Source organism: Sphingopyxis witflariensis (genome assembly GCF_002205635.1).
Taxonomy (GTDB): Bacteria; Pseudomonadota; Alphaproteobacteria; order Sphingomonadales; family Sphingomonadaceae; genus Sphingopyxis; species Sphingopyxis witflariensis.
Genome location: NZ_NISJ01000001.1, coordinates 575,084 through 590,816 on the forward strand (window position 1 = coordinate 575,084; position 15,733 = coordinate 590,816).

Here is a 15,733-nt window from a genome sequence, read left to right on the forward strand (position 1 = left end):
CGATGCGGGTTATTTCGGGCGAATGGCGCGGCCGCAGGCTGGTCGCGCCCAAGGGCGACACGACGCGCCCCACCGCCGACCGCACGCGTGAGACCTTGTTCTCGATGCTCACCAGCCGCCTCGGCAGCTTCGAAGGGCTGGTCGTCGCCGACCTGTTCGCCGGCTCGGGCGCGCTCGGGATCGAGGCGCTGTCGCGCGGCGCCGCGCAATGCCTGTTCGCCGAACAGGACCGCGACGCGCTCGACATTTTGCGCAAGAATCTGGGCTCGCTCGAGGCGACACCGCGCGCCGACATCCGGGCCACCTCGGTGCTCGCGCTCGGCCCGGCGAAACGCACTTACGACCTGCTGATGCTCGATCCGCCCTATGGCACCGGCGCGGCGAGCGTCGCGCTCGACAAGCTGAACCGCCTCGGCTGGATCGGCCCCGACAGCTGGCTCTCGGTCGAAACCGCGCATGATGAGGTCATCGACGTCGCGGGCTTCGCGATCGACGCCGAACGCAAGGTCGGCAAGGCCAAGCTGACGCTGCTGCGGGTCGAATAGCCCACATGTCTCAAACTTTGTCATCCCCGCGAAAGCGGGGACCCAGACTGGGCAGCGCAAGGCCTCACTGGGTCCCCGCTTTCGCGGAGATGACAATGAAAAGTGGCTAGGCTCTGGCCGCCCGCCGCCGCACCATCGTCAGCCCGATCCAGCTCAGCACCCCGGCGAGCGCCAGATACAGCCCGACCACCGCGGTCCCGCCCCAATCGCTGAGCGCCTGCGCGATGATCGGCGCCATCGCGCCGCCCAATATTCCGCCAAGGTTGAACGCCATCGACGCCCCGGTATAGCGCACGCGCACCGGGAACAAATCGGTCAGCCACACGCCCAGCGGCCCATAAACCAGCCCCATCACGAACAGTGCGCTCGACAGCCCCAGCCCGACGATCCACCACGATCCCGACGCCAGCGACGGCCCGAACAATAAGCCGATCAACACCGTCGCGCCGCACCCCCAGGTCAGCACCCGCTGCGCGCTCCACGCATCGCTGGCATAGCCCGCGACGATAATCCCGACCGCCATGAACAGGATCGCGCCAAGCTGGATCAGCAAAAACTGCTCCTTGGGATAGCCGAGTGCGGTCGTCCCATGCGCCAGCGCAAAGGACGTCGCGAGATAGAAGATCGCAAAACAGGCAACGACCGCAAAGGTCCCCGCCAGCGTGGCAAGCACATGGTTGCGCAGCAATTCGGCGATCGGAACCCCCGCCGGCGGTCCTTTCTCCATCGCCTCGGCAAAAGCGGGCGTCTCGCCGATCTTCAGCCTGATCCACAGCCCCAGCCCGACGAGCACCGCCGACAACAGGAACGGGATACGCCACCCCCACGCCGCGAAATCGGCGTCGCTGAGGCAGAGCCCGAGGATCAGGAACAATCCGTTCGCGGCGATAAACCCGACCGGCGCGCCCAACTGCGGCGCCATCCCGAAGCGCGCGCGCCATCCCGGCGGGGCATTTTCGACCGCAAGCAACGCCGCCCCGCCCCATTCTCCGCCCAGCCCGAACCCTTGCCCGAACCGCAGGATGCACAGCAGCAACGGCGCGACCCACCCGACCATCGCATAGGTCGGCAGGAACGCGATCAGCAACGTCGACGCCCCCATCAGCATCAGCGAGGCGACAAGCGTCGACTTCCGCCCGATGCGGTCGCCATAATGGCCGAACACGATCGCCCCGACGGGCCGCGCAAAGAAAGCGAGGCCAAAGGTCATGAAACTATACATCAGCTGCGCCGATGCAGATTCCGCCGGAAAGAACAACGGCCCGAACACCAGCGCCGCCGCGGTGCCATAAATATAGAAATCGTAAAATTCGACCGCGGTGCCGACAAGGCTCGCGGTCAAGACGCGGCGATGCGCGCGATAGGGTGCCAGATCCATGGGCGGTGCCTCTTCCCTGTTTGGTTATGCCGCCGCTTTGAACGCCCCGTCCCGCCCCATCAAGCGGAATACGCGCCGCACCGCCTTCGCGTCATCACGTCGCCAACCTCGCTCGTCACCCCGGCCTCGACCCGGGGTCCCGCTTCTTTGTCCGCGCACAAGCCGGACATGTCTCACCAGTTGGCGCTCCAAGCTCGACCGATCAGACCTTCACCGGCGCTGCCAGAGGATGAATTGCTTTTGCACCTCCCGGATCAAGTCCGGGATGACGAAGCGGAAAGGTCCGCTTTGGGTGGGAAGCTGACATAAAGATCCTCCCTGTCGCGCAGCGATGGGGAGGTGGCAGCGCGAAGCGCTGACGGAGGGGCTACTAGCGCCACCGCAGCGGCCCCTCCACCATCGCCTGCGGCGACGGTCCCCCTCCCCACGCCTCCGGCACAGGGCGGATCAGGCCCCAATGCTCGCCCTCAAACCTCGTCATCCCCGCGCAGGCGGGGATCCAGATCAAGAAAAATCCAGCGCGGCAGCGCTGTACCTCGCCGGCGCAAATGGGTCCCCGCTTTCGCGGGGATGACAAAGGAGAAGCATGGGAATGACCAAATCTGGAGATCACCGTTTGTCGGTGATGGCCCCACACCACCCGCCTCACCCCACTGGACAGCCCCGCCGCTGTTCCCTAATCGTTCGCGCGTGAACAGCCTCCCCGCCCCCCCGCCCGATATGCCGCCCGACCTGCCCCCGCCCGGTCCCTCGGACCCGCCCTATCTGCAAGGCCTCAACGGTCCGCAGCGGCAGGCGGTGCTCACGACCGAAGGCCCGGTGCTGATGCTCGCGGGCGCCGGCACCGGCAAAACCGCGGCGCTCACCGCGCGGCTCGCGCATATCATGGCGACGCGCCGCGCCTGGCCGTCCGAAATCCTCGCGGTCACCTTTACCAACAAGGCGGCGCGCGAGATGCGCGAACGCATCGGCCGCATGGTCGGCGACGTGGTCGAAGGCATGCCCTGGCTCGGCACCTTCCACAGCATTTGCGCCAAGATGCTGCGCCGCCACGCCGAACTTGTCGGGCTGCAAAGCAATTTCACCATCCTCGACACCGACGACCAGCTGCGCGTCCTCAAACAGCTGATCCAGGCCGAGGGGCTCGACGAGAAGCGCTGGCCCGCACGCCAGCTCGCCGGGCTGATCGACAAATGGAAGAACCGCGGCCTCGTCCCCGCCGACCTCGATGCCGGTGACAAGGAAGCCTATGCCGACGGCAAGGGCCAGCATTTCTACGCCCTCTATCAGGCGCGGCTGAAGACGCTCAACGCCTGTGATTTCGGCGACTTGCTGCTCCACATGCTGGTGATCCTCAAAAACCACCGCGATGTGCTCGAACAATATCAGGAGCGGTTCAAATATATCCTCGTCGACGAATATCAGGACACCAACGCCAGCCAGTATCTCTGGCTGCGCCTGCTTGCGCAGCAGCGCAAGAATATCTGCTGCGTCGGCGATGATGACCAGTCGATCTATTCGTGGCGCGGCGCCGAGGTTGCGAATATCCTGCGCTTCGAAAAGGATTTCCCCGGCGCGACCGTCATCCGCCTCGAACAAAATTATCGCTCGACCCCGCAGATCCTCGCTGCCGCCTCGGCTCTGATCGCCCAGAACAGCGGCCGTCTCGGCAAGACGCTGTGGACCGACCTCGAACCCGGCGACAAATTGCGCGTCGTCGGCGTGTGGGACGGGCCCGAAGAAGCCCGTCGCGTAGGCGAAGAGCTTGAAAGCCTCCAGCGCCAGCGCATCTCGCTCGACCGCGCCGCCATCCTCGTCCGCGCACAGTTCCAGACACGCGAGTTCGAAGATCGCTTCATCTCCATCGGCATGCCATACCGTATCGTCGGCGGCTTCCGCTTCTACGAACGCGCCGAAATCCGCGATGCCCTCGCCTATCTGCGCCTTGTCCAGTCGGCCGCCGACGATCTCGCCTTCGAACGCATCGTCAACACGCCCAAACGCGGCCTCGGCGACAAGGCGCTCCAGCGCATCCACCAATATGCGCGCCACGAACAGGCGTCGCTGCTCCACGCCGCCGCGCGGCTCATCGAAACCGACGAACTGACCCCGCAGGCGCGGCGCCAGCTCGCGAACTTCGTCGCGCAGGTGCGCGGGTGGCAGAGCAAGGCGAGCCAGCTTTCGCACCCCGAACTGACCCAGCTCATCCTCGACGAGTCGGGCTACACCGCGATGCTCCAGGCCGACCGCAGCGTCGAGGCCGCGGGGCGTCTCGAAAACCTCTCCGAACTCGTCCGCGCGATGGAGGAATATGAAACGCTCGAGGAATTCCTCGAGCATGTCAGCCTCGTCATGGACCGCGACCAGAACGACACGACCGAAACCGTCACGATCATGACGATCCACGCCGCCAAGGGGCTGGAATTCGATCATGTCTTCCTCGCCGGCTGGGAAGATGGCGTCTTCCCGTCGCAGCGCTCGATGGACGAAGTCGGCGGCCTCGAGGAAGAGCGCCGCCTCGCCTATGTCGCGATCACCCGCGCCCGCCAGCGCGCGACCATCTATCACGCCGCGAACCGCCGCATCTACGGCCAGTGGATGAGCAGCATCCCCAGCCGCTTCATCGGCGAAATCCCGCCCGAACATGTCGACAGCGAGAATAGCTTCGGCGGCGGCGCCAGCATGTGGCGCGCCAACTGGTCGGCGCAGGGCGATCCCTTCGCGCATGTCGCCGAGCGTAACGCGACCCGCACCGCGACGCGCGGTCCGGCATGGCAGCGCGCGGCGGTCAAATCCACGACCGTCACACGCGCGCCCGCTCCCACCGAAGGCGGCCGCGCCGCGTCGGTCGGCGCCAAGGCACGCGCCGACCTCGCGATCGGGATGCGCGTGTTCCACGAGAAGTTCGGTTACGGGGTGATCAACGACATCGACGGCAACAAGCTGGAGGTCGAATTCGAACAGGCGGGGTCGAAGCGCGTCCTCGACAGCTTCATCACCATCGCCTGAAGTCTATTGTCTACCATATAAGTTGTGATATGTCCTCACATGCGGCCAACGAGTCGCGTTTTGGGAGAATCATCAATGAAAATGAAGCTCTTAGCGGGCGCGATGGCGCTCGCCCTGGTCGGCTGTTCGGAAAAGCAGGCCGACGAAACCTCCTCCTCCGACATCTCCTCCCCCACTGCTGAAACCGCCGCCGTCCCCGACGTAGGACTGAGTGCGGCGCCCGGTGTCGCCTTCGATTACAGCTATGCCTTCCGCCTCGACGACGACCGCATCGCGAAGGTTCAGGGCGAGCATGCCGAAGCCTGCGAAACGCTCGGCACCGCCCGCTGCCGCATCGTCGATGTCCGTTACCAGATGGTCCGCGAAAATGAGGTCGAGGCGCAGACCCAGTTCAAGCTCGACCCGGGCATCGCCCGCAAATTCGGCGCCGACGCCCTCGCCAGCGTCGAAAAGGCCGAAGGCGTTCTGGCCGACGCGATGGTGAATGGCGAAGATGTCGGGAGCAAAATAGAGACATCGCAGCAGCGCAGCGCTGGCGCCACCGCCGAAATCGCCCGGCTCGAAGCGCGCCTCAAACAAGGCGGGCTCGACAAGGGGGAGCGTGCCGAACTTCAGAAACAGATTGGCGAACTTGGCAAGCAACTCGGCACCGATCGCGGCGAGCGCCGCGCCGGCGAAGCGCGGATCGCCTCGACGAGCGTCGTGTTCAACTATGTCGGCACCGGCGGGCTGCCGGGTATCGGCCATCAAAACCCGTTCAGCAACGCCTGGAACACCCTGCTCGGCAGCGGCGGTACCTTGCTGTCGATCCTTCTGGTCGCGGCGGCGGCCATTTTGCCCTGGGCACTGCTGATCGGCCTCGTCGTCGTCCTGTGGCGTCGCTTTCGTGGTCAGCGCCCGACCGAACCGCCCGCACCTGCAGCCTGACCATAAAGCCGGGGATGGGTTAGCGGAGCTTCCAGTCTCGCCTTCATCGCGGATGATGCCGGTTCCAACGCCTCCGCCAACTCTTCTCGCTCATCGTCGATTTGCTCTTGGAATGCTGTATTTTCTTCGAGCCATTCCAGATGCTCTCGCTCTCGGCGAGCAGCACGCTCAGAGATGGCCAGAGAAGGCGACACAGTGGCATTCTGCGACGGAACCAGCCGAGCCTGCGCTTTTTCCAGATCGCGCTCAGACGCGCTTGTTCGGGCTGGAATGAGCCTCTTGGCCTCAGCACGGTCCTTGGTCCCGAGCGACTCCATGAACTCTCGCTTCCCGCCAAAGGCAAATCGAAGTTCGGCAGGGATGACGCGGCGAAAATAATAAACTGAGCCGCGCTTGGCGAGATAGGTGCACATGTTAGTCGTCCTGTTACAGATGTAACAGCCGCCTGTAAAAAACCTTTGATTTCCGTCGGTATCAAGCCGTTATCGGGGCCAGAAGGTCGCTGGTGGAGCCGAGGGGAATCGAACCCCTGACCTCTGCAGTGCGATTGCAGCGCTCTCCCATCTGAGCTACGGCCCCGCGACCGGAGGTCGGTTTATCGACACGGCTTGACAGTGGCAACGGCTTTTCTGAGCATGGCCGGACGTCACGGGTCTGGAAAAAGGAAACGGGGGGTTTCTATGGCCAAGGCATGGCATCTGATCCGGCGTCCGCAGGGGCTGCCGACGATCGACAATTTCGCATTGCGCGAGCTCCCTGACCAGCCGCTCGAAAACGACCAGATCCGCGTCCGCAATCTCTGGCTATCGGTCGATCCCTATATGCGCGGCCGAATGAACGACGCGAGCAGCTACGCCGCCTGCTTCCAGCTCGATCAGCCGATGACCGGCGGCGCGATCGGTGAAATCCTTGAAAGTCGGATCGACGGCTTCTCCCCCGGCGACCTGATCGTCCACATGGGCGGCTGGCGTGACGGCGGAGTTATCGGGCTCGACATGATGCCCAACAAGCTCCCCGCCGAACTGCTCAGCGCAGGCATGACGCCGCAAACCTTCCTCCACAATATGGGGCTCACCGGTGGAACGGCGTGGATCGGGCTGCTCCGCGTCGCTGCGGCCAGACCCGGCGACACGGTGTTCGTTTCCGCCGCTGCCGGCGCTGTAGGATCGGCAGTCGTCCAGCTCGCCAAAGCGCGCGAAATGACGGTTATCGGTTCCGCCGGCGGCGCGGAAAAATGCGCCTGGGTTGAGGAATTGGGCGCCGACGCCGTGATCGACTACAAGGCCGGGCCGGTTCTGCCCGCGCTCGCGCAGGCGCTGAAATCCTTGGGAAAGCCCGGCATCGACGTCTATTTCGACAATGTTGGCGGAGAACATCTCGACGCCGCCTTTGCTGTCGGCAATGATTTCGCACGCTTTGCCATTTGCGGGATGATCGACGTCTATAACGACGCCAAGGTGCAAGAAATGAAATATCTGGTCCGCACCATACCGGCGCGCATCCGCATGGAAGGCTTTATCTACACCGACCAGTTCTTCGACTGCATGGAGGAATTTTATGCCGATATGGGCGGATTGATCACGAGCGGCGCTGTGACGATCCGGGAAACGGTGCACGACGGGCTTGAAGCGACGCCCCGCGCCTTCCTGGGCCTATTTTCCGGCGGTAATATCGGGAAGATGCTGGTCAGGCTCTGACCAGCATTCTGCCGTTTAGCTACCGAACCCAACCGACAGGAAGCTCGGCATCGGGCCATTCCAGCCATCATCGGGGCCATCCTGATCGTTGCGACGCGCAGGTGCAGCGGACTTTTGGCGGTCGTCGGTCTTCTTGGCCTTTGCCGGCGTCGCTTCGGCGACAGTCTCACGCACCGGCTTGGCCGCGCCGCGACCACGGCCCCCGCGATCCGAACGCGCGGCACGCCGCGGCGCCCGCTCTTCTTCGGGGGCATCCGAATGAGCCGCTTCGGCCTTCGCCATGCCCGTCTCATGAACCGGAATCGTATAGCCGGTCAGCTTCTGGATATTGTCGACCGCCTCGCCATCCGACGGCGTCACCAGTGTGAAGGCACGGCCTTGGGCGCCCGCGCGACCGGTGCGGCCGATGCGGTGGACATAATCATCGGGGTGCCAGGGCGCGTCGAAATTGAACACATGGCTAACGCCTTTGACGTCGAGTCCGCGTGCGGCAACGTCAGACGCCACCAATATATTGATCGTGCCGTTCTTGAATCGGTCGAGTTCGGCGGTGCGGCTCGACTGGTCCATATCGCCCTGAATCTCTCCCGCCTGATAGCCAGCGCGCTGCAACGACTTCGCCAATTCACGCACGGTAGTCTTGCGGTTGCAGAAGATAATCGCCGTTCCGACCTTTTCGGTTTCAATCAGGCTACGGAGCGTGTCGCGCTTGCTGCGTTCCGACGTCTTGACAAGAAACTGCTCGATATTCTCGTTCCGGCTCGCCGGGCGCGCAACCTCAATCGTCTTGGGGTTCGACAGGAACTTGTCGGCGAGCTTCTTGATCGGCGGCGGCATCGTCGCCGAGAACAGCAAGGTCTGCCGATTCGCGGGCAACTTGGTGCAGATATTCTCGATGTCGGGAATGAAGCCCATGTCGAGCATCCGGTCGGCCTCGTCGATGACGAGCAGGTTGCAACCGGTCAGCAGAATTTTGCCCCGCTCGAACAGATCCATCAAGCGGCCCGGAGTCGCAATCAGAACATCGACGCCCTTTTCCAGCGCCTTGACCTGATCCCCCATCTGGACTCCACCGATCAGCAGCGCCATCGACAGCTTGTGATACTTGCCATATTTTTCGAAGTTTTCCGCGACTTGAGCGGCCAATTCGCGTGTTGGTTCGAGGATCAGCGACCGCGGCATGCGGGCGCGAGCGCGCCCATGCGCCAATATGTCGATCATCGGCAAAACGAAGGATGCGGTCTTACCCGTACCCGTCTGGGCGATGCCGATCATGTCGCGCATCATCAGAACAGAAGGGATTGCTCCAGCCTGAATTGGCGTCGGTTCGTCATAGCCCGCCTCGGTGACGGCGCGCAGAAGTTCGTCGGAAAGGCCGATGTCGGCAAATTTCATAGGGTCATCATGTCCGGAAAAAAGGGGCCAGCACCGCGTCCCACGCCAGCGCGTGCTGTGGCCGCCAATGGGGAAAGCGCAATGAAAAGTCAAGAAAAGGCGACGAAACGCCTTGAACGGCCGCCAGCTTCAGTCGTCGTCGCGGGGGACCGGCACCATCAGGCGGAATTTGTTGACCTCGCACTTCGCGCCGGTGCGCGCATGAATCTCGTCGCGCCCCTCGCAAAGCTGGCCATCCTTGTTGCCTTGCATATAAAAGCCAGCATAGAAATCGAGCGCACGGCAACCGCGGTTGAGCTGGGCGCGCAGTCGCTGTTTCTGGCGCGTAATCAAATCTATGCTGTCACCTTGAGCTGCCTGCATCCCCATAATATTACGCATCGCGACGCATTTGGGGCCCTTTTTTTCTTTCCACTCAACAGGCTGTTCGCGCAGCCGCAACTGGGGAGCCGGCCTTGCTGCAAAATTGTTGAGCGGCGAACGCTGCGCGGGCACGCGAATGATGAGCTGCTGTTCGATCACCACCTGCCAATAGGGCGAAGCGGGCGGCGCCGACATTGGCGGAACGATCCCGGTCAGCGACTCTGGCGGCGCAATCGGCAATTCGGTATCCGCAGACGGTGCGGCCGCCGCGATCAACAAGGCAGCAGCGGTCAACACGGCTCTGCGCTCGTCCCTTCGCTATCTTGGCGCAATATCCAGCTCACCCGTTGCTCCCGCATCATGCCGACTGGACGAATAGATGCTATTCGTCCATCGCCCTCTTTAAGGAGCATGATTGAACATCAAATGAATTGCTGTCGACCCCTGCCCGCAAATCCCGCCCGAATTTTTCGGTCCCGATCGGTATGACGCGCGCGCCGTCACCCGAATTGCTCAGCGCGCTAGAGGCGCTGCTGGGGCCAAAAGGCTTTACAGATGACGCCGATACGATGGCTCCTTGGCTGACCGACTGGCGCGGGAAGTATCATGGTGCCGCGGCAGCGATGCTGTCACCGGCTTCGACCGACGAAGTGTCCGCCATCGTCCGCCTATGCGCCGAAGCAGGCGCGGCGATCGTGCCGCAAGGCGGTAACAGCGGCATGGTCGGGGGCGCGACACCCGATGTATCGGGGACCCAATTTTTGCTGAGCATGCGTCGGATGAACAAGATTCGCAGCATCGGCCGCGACTCCGGGTTTGCAGTAGTCGAGGCCGGAGTCATCCTGGAGCATTTCCACGAAGCCGCGCTCGCGCAGGGCCTGCGCTTTCCGCTGACGCTCGGCGGTAAGGGATCGGCGACAATCGGCGGGCTCGTTTCAACGAACGCAGGCGGCACACAGGTGCTTCGCCACGGAACAATGCGTGCGCTGGTCGCAGGGATCGAGGCCGTCCTGCCCGACGGAAGCGTTTTCCACGGACTTGCTCCTCTCAAGAAGGACAATCGCGGCTATGACTTAAGGCACCTGCTGTGTGGAGCGGAAGGGACCTTGGGAATTATAACAGCAGCTTGCCTGCGGCTTGTGCCAGCTGCTGCTGCACGGCGAACCGCTTGGATCGGCCTCAAATCTCCCGACGATGCTCTACTGCTGCTTCGTCAGCTCGATGGCGCGATCGGCCGCGAGCTAGAAGGATTCGAGATCGTTCCGCACACCTGCCTAGATGCGGTTCTGCGCCACGTTCCGCAAACACGCGCACCGCTGGGGGACCACCACCCGTGGTATGCGTTGGTAGAATTGGCCGGCGATAATGGAGATACACTGGACACGGCCTTGCAGGCCGAGCTTGCGGCAGCATTGGACGCCCAATTGATAGGCGACGCCGCGATCGCCAAGAGCGACCGTGAGAGCGAAGATTTCTGGCGACTGCGCGATTCCATATCGGAAGCCGAGCGCGCCGAAGGTCCGGCTATCCAGCACGACATCAGCGTCCCCGTTGACCTGATGCCAAGCTTCATCGCTGACAATGCAAAGCGCCTTGCCGACACGTTTCCGGGTGTTCGCGCGCTGTCCTTCGGACATCTGGGCGACGGGAACGTCCACCATCATGTCCAGCCACCCATCGACAGCGATGGCGCTGCGTGGCTCGCTGCGCATGGTCAGGCCGCCAGCAGGTTGGTCTACACCCATGTTATCGAGCTTGGCGGCTCCATTTCCGCTGAACATGGCATTGGCCAGATGAAACGCGACATACTGGCCGAACTGGACAGCCCGGCGCGATTGGCAGCCCTGTACGGCGTCAAAAACGGCTTGGACCCCAAGCGCCTGTTCAATCCAGGCAAATTAATAGCCTGACCGTTCAGCCGCAGAGCGATCGGCCACTTGCGTCGTGGCGCTTAGCCCAATAAGGCGCCCCATTGCCCTTTCGTCCTGCCCCATCAGGGGGTCCTGTTTTGGAGTTCGATCATGGCCACTGCGCCCGCCAATGCCAATCTGCCGCTTTTCTACAAGGACCTCGTTCCGCTTTCGAGCGTCGACCATGCCGATTTTCATGCGCGCGCTCTTGATCGCGCCGATTTCCTGATCGATCAGCATGCAGTGCCGCTGACCAGCGACGAACTCGTCGCCGCGTCGCGCTTTTACCCGATCGTATTTTCGGCAGGCGACAACCCGGTTCCGCTGGCACTGATGGGCCTCAATGAAGGCATTAATACGTTCGTCGATGCCGAAGGAAAGCTGGTCAATCCGGTATATGTCCCGGCCTATATCCGTCGTTACCCCTTCCTTCTCGCGCGCCTGCGCCCCGATTCAGAAGAATTGTCGCTTTGCTTCGATCCGACGGCAAATGCGGTCGGCAAATTTGACGAAGGCGATGCCTTGTTCGCCGACGGAAAGCCGTCGGAAGCCACCAACGCAGTCTTGCAGTTTTGCCAGAATTTCGAAGAAGCCGGTCAGCGTACCAGTATGTTCGTCGAAGAGCTGAAAAAGGCTGACCTGCTGATGGACGGCGAAGTCGCGATTCAGCCTGAAGGCGCCGACAAGCCCTATATCTATCGCGGCTTCCAGATGGTCGACGAGAACAAGCTGCGCGAACTGCGCGGGGACGTGCTGCGCAAGATGATGCAGAACGGCATGCTCCCGCTGATCTTCGCGCACCTCTTCTCGTTGCAGCTGATGCGCGAAATCTTTGCCGAACAGGTGAAGAGCGGTAAAATGCCGCTGGTCACCGAAGCACCGATCGTCTGACAGGACGAAACGTCATGACTACCGCCCGAAACGCGGCCTCGCTGGTAAAATCAGCCGGGTGCGTTTCGAGGCGATAGCCATTTGATGATATGGTCGGGCAGTATGTGTCCGACATCTCCATTCGAGTGGCGGCAAAGCGCTTGTTCGTTCGGAACGTGTCTGGCCGCGGCGCTTTGTTGGCGCGGTGTGTCAGAAGTCGATCGCCAGCCCCTTGAGCTCCCAATCACCATAGCGCACCGGATTGCGGCCGCCGGGTTGGTCCTCGGCCTTGTCCTCATGGATCGGCTCAGGCGCCGGGACAGGGTCGTTGACCCAGCCGATAGGCGGTTTCACATGCGTTGGACGCTTGGCAGCCCGCGGGGTGCCGCCGACGCTCTCTTCTTCGCTTGTTCGGGTCATGGGTTAGCCATAGACTCCTGCGCGCGCCACGCCAACCGTTGGAACATCACCCATGACCGATCGCCGACCGAATAAAAGGCGCCCCGCGACCGAAATCGACCCGCCGGGTACGGCGACACGCCGCGCTGCGCTGCGCCTGCTCGATGCGATTCTCCGCCGCGGCGATCCGCTCGACGTTGCGATGCACGCCGCGACGCAAGGTCTCCAGCCCAACGACCGCGCTTTTGCCGTGGCGATCGTGTCGGAAACGCTGCGCTGGATGGCCGATATCGACGCGCTGATCGATAGTGCGACGGCGCAAATCCTGCCCGACGACGTGAAATCGCGCGCGGTCCTGCGGATCGCCCTCGCTCAGTTGCTCGTCCTGAAAAGCCCACCGCACGCTGTCGTTGCGACGGCATTGCCGCTCCTCGCGAGCGGGCCACGGCGGCTGGTTCACGCCATTTTGTCGCGCGCACAGCAGGACGCATGGGAACTGCCTGAACGGGCAAGCCTGCCCTTGGGCACCGCCGAGCGTTGGGCCGAAGAATGGAGTCCCGAGATGGCCGATGATGCCGCAGCCGCCTGGAGCGCGGCGCCGCCGATCGATCTCAGCTTTGCGGCCGAACCGGGCGCGGAGGAATGGCCCGACGCGGTAACGCTCGCGCCGCTCCATCGCCGCCTGCCGCGCGGCCAGGCGGTCGAAGCGATGCCCGGTTTTCGTGAAGGCGGCTGGTGGGTTCAGGATCTGGCGGCCAGCCTGCCTGCACGCTTGCTCGGGACGGGCGATGGGCGCCATGTCCTCGACCTGTGCGCGGCCCCCGGCGGCAAGACGTTGCAACTCGCGGCGGCTGGCTGGCGTGTCACTGCGGTTGATTCCAGCGCCAAGCGGCTTGGGCGGCTACAGGAAAATCTCAACCGGACCGGGCTAGCCGCCGATATCGCCCAAGGTGATATCCGGTCATGGGAACCTGAAGAACAGGTGGATGCCGTCCTGCTCGACGCGCCGTGCACGGCGACGGGTATCTTCCGCCGCCATCCCGATGTGTTGCACCGGATTGAGCCGGCTCAGATCGCCGAAATGGCCGTGTTGCAGACCGAGTTACTCGACCGCGCGGCCCGCTGGGTCAAGCCTGGCGGAGCATTGGTTTATGCAACCTGCTCGCTTGAGCAGGCCGAGGGGGAGGACCAAGTGGCAGCTTTTCTCAACCGGAACAGCGCCTGGAGCATAGATCCGGCGCGGGCCGATGAGCTTCCCGATGCGGTCACACCGGACGCGAGTGGTTTCGTCCGCACGCTTCCCGGAACGCTTGCTGATGCGGGCGGACTCGACGGCTTCTTCGTCGCGCGGCTGCGCACACCTTCTGCCTGATCGGCGCGACCGGGCTAGCCGTTTCCGCTAGCCCGGTCGCGCCGATCACCCAATCAGAAGGCCGCCTTGGGCGCATCCTCCTTCATCATCGCGGCGCGGACCATCGGGATCGGCGGCCCGCCATACGACAGGAATTCGTCGTGGAACGCTTTCCACTTCGTGCGGTCACCCTTCGTCCAATCCTCGCGCAACTTGCGGATCATCAGTTTGCCCATCGTGTAATTGAGGTAGAGCGGATCATAGGTGCCGCGCGCCGCCTGCTGCCGCGCATTGCCTTCATCCTGATAGCATTGCTCCTTAAACAGCTTTTCCGAGTCCGCGACGGTCATGCCCTTCGTGTGCAGGCCGATCGCCGAAAGGTAACGGCAATTGCGGAGCAACGCGTTCGATAGCTGGCCGATATGGGTTTCGGCGTCGCCCTCGTTCAGCCCGGCTTCCCACATCATTTCTTCGGTGTAATGCGCCCAGCCCTCGGCAAAGGCATAGCCGACGAACAGCTTGCCGAAGATGCTTTCCGCGCGGTTCGAATGGAGGAAATTCAGGAAATGGCCGGGCCAGACCTCGTGCGCCGAGGTGAAGAGCAGGTCCTTCTTGCCGGGTATGAAATCGGCCTGGGTCTTGGCATCCCAACTCGGGTCGGCGGGCGAGATATAATAGACCGACGGCAGGCCTTTCTCATACGGCCCCGGAATGTCGATATAGGCGCTGTTCTGGCGGTTATACGGTGGAGATTCCTCGACCTGCGCCTGTTCAGTCCCGGGGATCGACACCAGATCCTTTTCGACGAGGAAGGCGCGAAGCGTCGGCAACTGGCGCCGTGCCTCGGCGACCGGGCCGTCGGCGGGCTTGTCGGCGTTCATCTTCTTCATGCAGTCGCCAAGCGCCATGCCCGCCGCATAGGTGGCGCACGCGACCTTCAGCGCGTCCTGATTGCGCTTGAGGTCCGCCTGCCCGATCCGCTCAAGCTCATCGATCGGGGTGTCGACGCCTTCGTTGGTCAGGATCATCTTGGCGAACTTGTCAGCGCCGAGGGCGTAGCCGTCGGTCGTACCGGACTGCGAGCCAACATATTTGGCAAGGTCGGTCATCGCGGCGCCGGCCCTGGCAGCGGCCTCGTCGAACTGTTTTTGCAGCGCCGGATCCTTGACCTCAGCAAAGGCAGCCTTGGCGTCGCCGGTATAATAGTCCGCGAAGCCGCCAAAGCCCGCAGTGCCGAATTTGACGAAGGTCGCGGGCAGCGGCAGCTTCAAATTCGCCTTGATCTGCGCTGCCGCCACCGGGACTTTTTCGGCATAGGCGATGAAGGCCTTCATCCGCGTCGTCGCATCGGCGTAAGGCCGCGTGACATAGACATTGGGGTCAAGCGCGCCGACGTAAAAGGCCGGATTTTTCTGCGCAAAGTCGGTGTCGCGAAGGAAGAACAGCTGTCCCTGTGCAACATGGATCAGATAATCGCGCTCGAACTTTTCGGCATCGGTCATCTTGCCGTCGAAGGCCTTCGCATCGGCGATCGTCCTTTCGAGAAACGCCGCCTGCTTCTCCATTCCTTCGGGCGACCAGTCGGGAAGCTTCCCGTCAAACTCATGCTTGCCCTGATAGACCGCGAAATTCGGATTGAGCGGGAAATAGCCGGCGAGGAAATTGTCGCGAAACTGGGTCCAGTTCTCGGCGCTTGCCGCCGACGAGGATTTATTATCCGAAGCGTTGCACGCGGTCAGAACGAGCAGCGTCGCAGCCATCGCGGCGCCACCAAAGCGAGAAAATTTGCGTTTCATCCGGTGATCTCCCTGTAATCCTTGCCCGGCCTTCTGCCACTCGAACTCATCAATAACACCTGCAAATCGACGAACGGTGACAGCGTGGCCTCT

General features: G+C 62.8%; 13 protein-coding genes and 1 tRNA gene. 7 read left to right on the top strand and 7 right to left on the bottom strand.

Annotation, left to right across the window (positions count from 1 at the left end; genetic code table 11):
* Positions 1-2 precede the first annotated feature (2 nt).
* The gene (rsmD, locus tag CDQ91_RS02715) at positions 3-545 is read left to right on the top strand and encodes a 16S rRNA (guanine(966)-N(2))-methyltransferase RsmD (RefSeq protein WP_237245806.1); all 543 of its coding nucleotides are present in this window, start codon (positions 3-5) and stop codon (positions 543-545) included.
* Between the two features lie 106 nt (positions 546-651).
* Here the strand turns inward: rsmD and CDQ91_RS02720 are convergent, their stop codons facing one another.
* A complete protein-coding gene (locus CDQ91_RS02720) occupies positions 652-1,923 on the bottom strand; it encodes an MFS transporter (protein ID WP_088471137.1) in 1,272 nt (423 codons plus the stop codon).
* Positions 1,924-2,643: 720 nt separating this feature from the next.
* On the opposite strand from CDQ91_RS02720, the gene CDQ91_RS02725 reads away from it, so the two are divergent.
* Both CDQ91_RS02725 and CDQ91_RS02730 read left to right on the top strand, forming a co-directional pair.
* A complete protein-coding gene (locus CDQ91_RS02725) occupies positions 2,644-4,932 on the top strand; it encodes an ATP-dependent helicase (RefSeq protein ID WP_088471138.1) in 2,289 nt (762 codons plus the stop codon).
* 75 nt (positions 4,933-5,007) lie between these two features.
* Positions 5,008-5,859, top strand: coding sequence for a DUF4349 domain-containing protein (locus CDQ91_RS02730; protein ID WP_158213603.1), 852 nt, complete (start codon positions 5,008-5,010; stop codon positions 5,857-5,859).
* Here CDQ91_RS02730 and CDQ91_RS20925 read toward each other — a convergent pair.
* A complete protein-coding gene (locus tag CDQ91_RS20925) occupies positions 5,823-6,272 on the bottom strand; it encodes a DUF6538 domain-containing protein (protein ID WP_144036670.1) in 450 nt (149 codons plus the stop codon). The genes CDQ91_RS02730 and CDQ91_RS20925 overlap by 37 nt on opposite strands.
* Before the next feature lie 90 nt (positions 6,273-6,362).
* Positions 6,363-6,438 (bottom strand) — tRNA-Ala (locus tag CDQ91_RS02740).
* Between the two features lie 101 nt (positions 6,439-6,539).
* Between CDQ91_RS02740 and CDQ91_RS02745 the strand changes: the two genes are divergently transcribed.
* The gene (locus tag CDQ91_RS02745) at positions 6,540-7,556 is read left to right on the top strand and encodes an NADP-dependent oxidoreductase (RefSeq protein WP_088471141.1); all 1,017 of its coding nucleotides are present in this window, start codon (positions 6,540-6,542) and stop codon (positions 7,554-7,556) included.
* A gap of 15 nt (positions 7,557-7,571) precedes the next feature.
* Here CDQ91_RS02745 and CDQ91_RS02750 read toward each other — a convergent pair whose 3' ends face one another.
* Together CDQ91_RS02750 and CDQ91_RS02755 are read right to left on the bottom strand one after the other, a co-directional pair.
* A complete protein-coding gene (locus CDQ91_RS02750; RefSeq protein WP_088471142.1) occupies positions 7,572-8,951 on the bottom strand; it encodes a DEAD/DEAH box helicase in 1,380 nt (459 codons plus the stop codon).
* A 129-nt stretch (positions 8,952-9,080) separates the two neighbouring features.
* Entirely contained in the window at positions 9,081-9,476 is a 396-nt protein-coding gene (locus tag CDQ91_RS02755) for a hypothetical protein (RefSeq protein ID WP_237245785.1), read from the bottom strand.
* Positions 9,477-9,799: 323 nt separating this feature from the next.
* Here CDQ91_RS02755 and CDQ91_RS02760 point away from each other — a divergent pair, with 323 nt between their 5' ends.
* Positions 9,800-11,224 carry an FAD-binding oxidoreductase gene (locus tag CDQ91_RS02760; RefSeq protein ID WP_088471424.1) on the top strand — a complete coding sequence of 475 codons (1,425 nt, stop codon included), beginning with the start codon at positions 9,800-9,802 and terminating at the stop codon, positions 11,222-11,224.
* 111 nt (positions 11,225-11,335) lie between these two features.
* Complete coding sequence (locus CDQ91_RS02765) at positions 11,336-12,115, top strand: SapC family protein (RefSeq protein WP_088471144.1); 780 nt, start codon at positions 11,336-11,338, stop codon at positions 12,113-12,115.
* 189 nt (positions 12,116-12,304) lie between these two features.
* Here CDQ91_RS02765 and CDQ91_RS02770 read toward each other — a convergent pair whose 3' ends face one another.
* The gene (locus CDQ91_RS02770) at positions 12,305-12,514 is read right to left on the bottom strand and encodes a DUF1674 domain-containing protein (protein WP_088471145.1); all 210 of its coding nucleotides are present in this window, start codon (positions 12,512-12,514) and stop codon (positions 12,305-12,307) included.
* A gap of 52 nt (positions 12,515-12,566) precedes the next feature.
* Here CDQ91_RS02770 and CDQ91_RS02775 point away from each other — a divergent pair, with 52 nt between their 5' ends.
* Complete coding sequence (locus tag CDQ91_RS02775) at positions 12,567-13,865, top strand: RsmB/NOP family class I SAM-dependent RNA methyltransferase (RefSeq protein ID WP_088471146.1); 1,299 nt, start codon at positions 12,567-12,569, stop codon at positions 13,863-13,865.
* A gap of 53 nt (positions 13,866-13,918) precedes the next feature.
* On the opposite strand, the gene CDQ91_RS02780 is transcribed toward CDQ91_RS02775, so the two are convergent.
* Complete coding sequence (locus tag CDQ91_RS02780; protein WP_088471147.1) at positions 13,919-15,640, bottom strand: DUF885 domain-containing protein; 1,722 nt, start codon at positions 15,638-15,640, stop codon at positions 13,919-13,921.
* Between the last annotated feature and the right edge of the window lie 93 nt (positions 15,641-15,733).

Bases quoted from the DNA above. Each gene is read 5' to 3' on its own strand.
- CDQ91_RS02765 (WP_088471144.1), top strand. From the start codon at position 11,336: ATGGCCACTGCGCCCGCCAATGCCAATCTGCCGCTTTTCTACAAGGAC.
- CDQ91_RS02770 (WP_088471145.1), bottom strand. From the start codon at position 12,514: ATGACCCGAACAAGCGAAGAAGAGAGCGTCGGCGGCACCCCGCGGGCT.
- CDQ91_RS20925 (WP_144036670.1), bottom strand. From the start codon at position 6,272: ATGTGCACCTATCTCGCCAAGCGCGGCTCAGTTTATTATTTTCGCCGC.
- CDQ91_RS02760 (WP_088471424.1), top strand. From the start codon at position 9,800: ATGACGCGCGCGCCGTCACCCGAATTGCTCAGCGCGCTAGAGGCGCTG.
- CDQ91_RS02745 (WP_088471141.1), top strand. From the start codon at position 6,540: ATGGCCAAGGCATGGCATCTGATCCGGCGTCCGCAGGGGCTGCCGACG.
- rsmD (WP_237245806.1), top strand. From the start codon at position 3: ATGCGGGTTATTTCGGGCGAATGGCGCGGCCGCAGGCTGGTCGCGCCC.
- CDQ91_RS02720 (WP_088471137.1), bottom strand. From the start codon at position 1,923: ATGGATCTGGCACCCTATCGCGCGCATCGCCGCGTCTTGACCGCGAGC.
- CDQ91_RS02775 (WP_088471146.1), top strand. From the start codon at position 12,567: ATGACCGATCGCCGACCGAATAAAAGGCGCCCCGCGACCGAAATCGAC.
- CDQ91_RS02725 (WP_088471138.1), top strand. From the start codon at position 2,644: ATGCCGCCCGACCTGCCCCCGCCCGGTCCCTCGGACCCGCCCTATCTG.
- CDQ91_RS02780 (WP_088471147.1), bottom strand. From the start codon at position 15,640: ATGAAACGCAAATTTTCTCGCTTTGGTGGCGCCGCGATGGCTGCGACG.
- CDQ91_RS02730 (WP_158213603.1), top strand. From the start codon at position 5,008: ATGAAAATGAAGCTCTTAGCGGGCGCGATGGCGCTCGCCCTGGTCGGC.
- CDQ91_RS02750 (WP_088471142.1), bottom strand. From the start codon at position 8,951: ATGAAATTTGCCGACATCGGCCTTTCCGACGAACTTCTGCGCGCCGTC.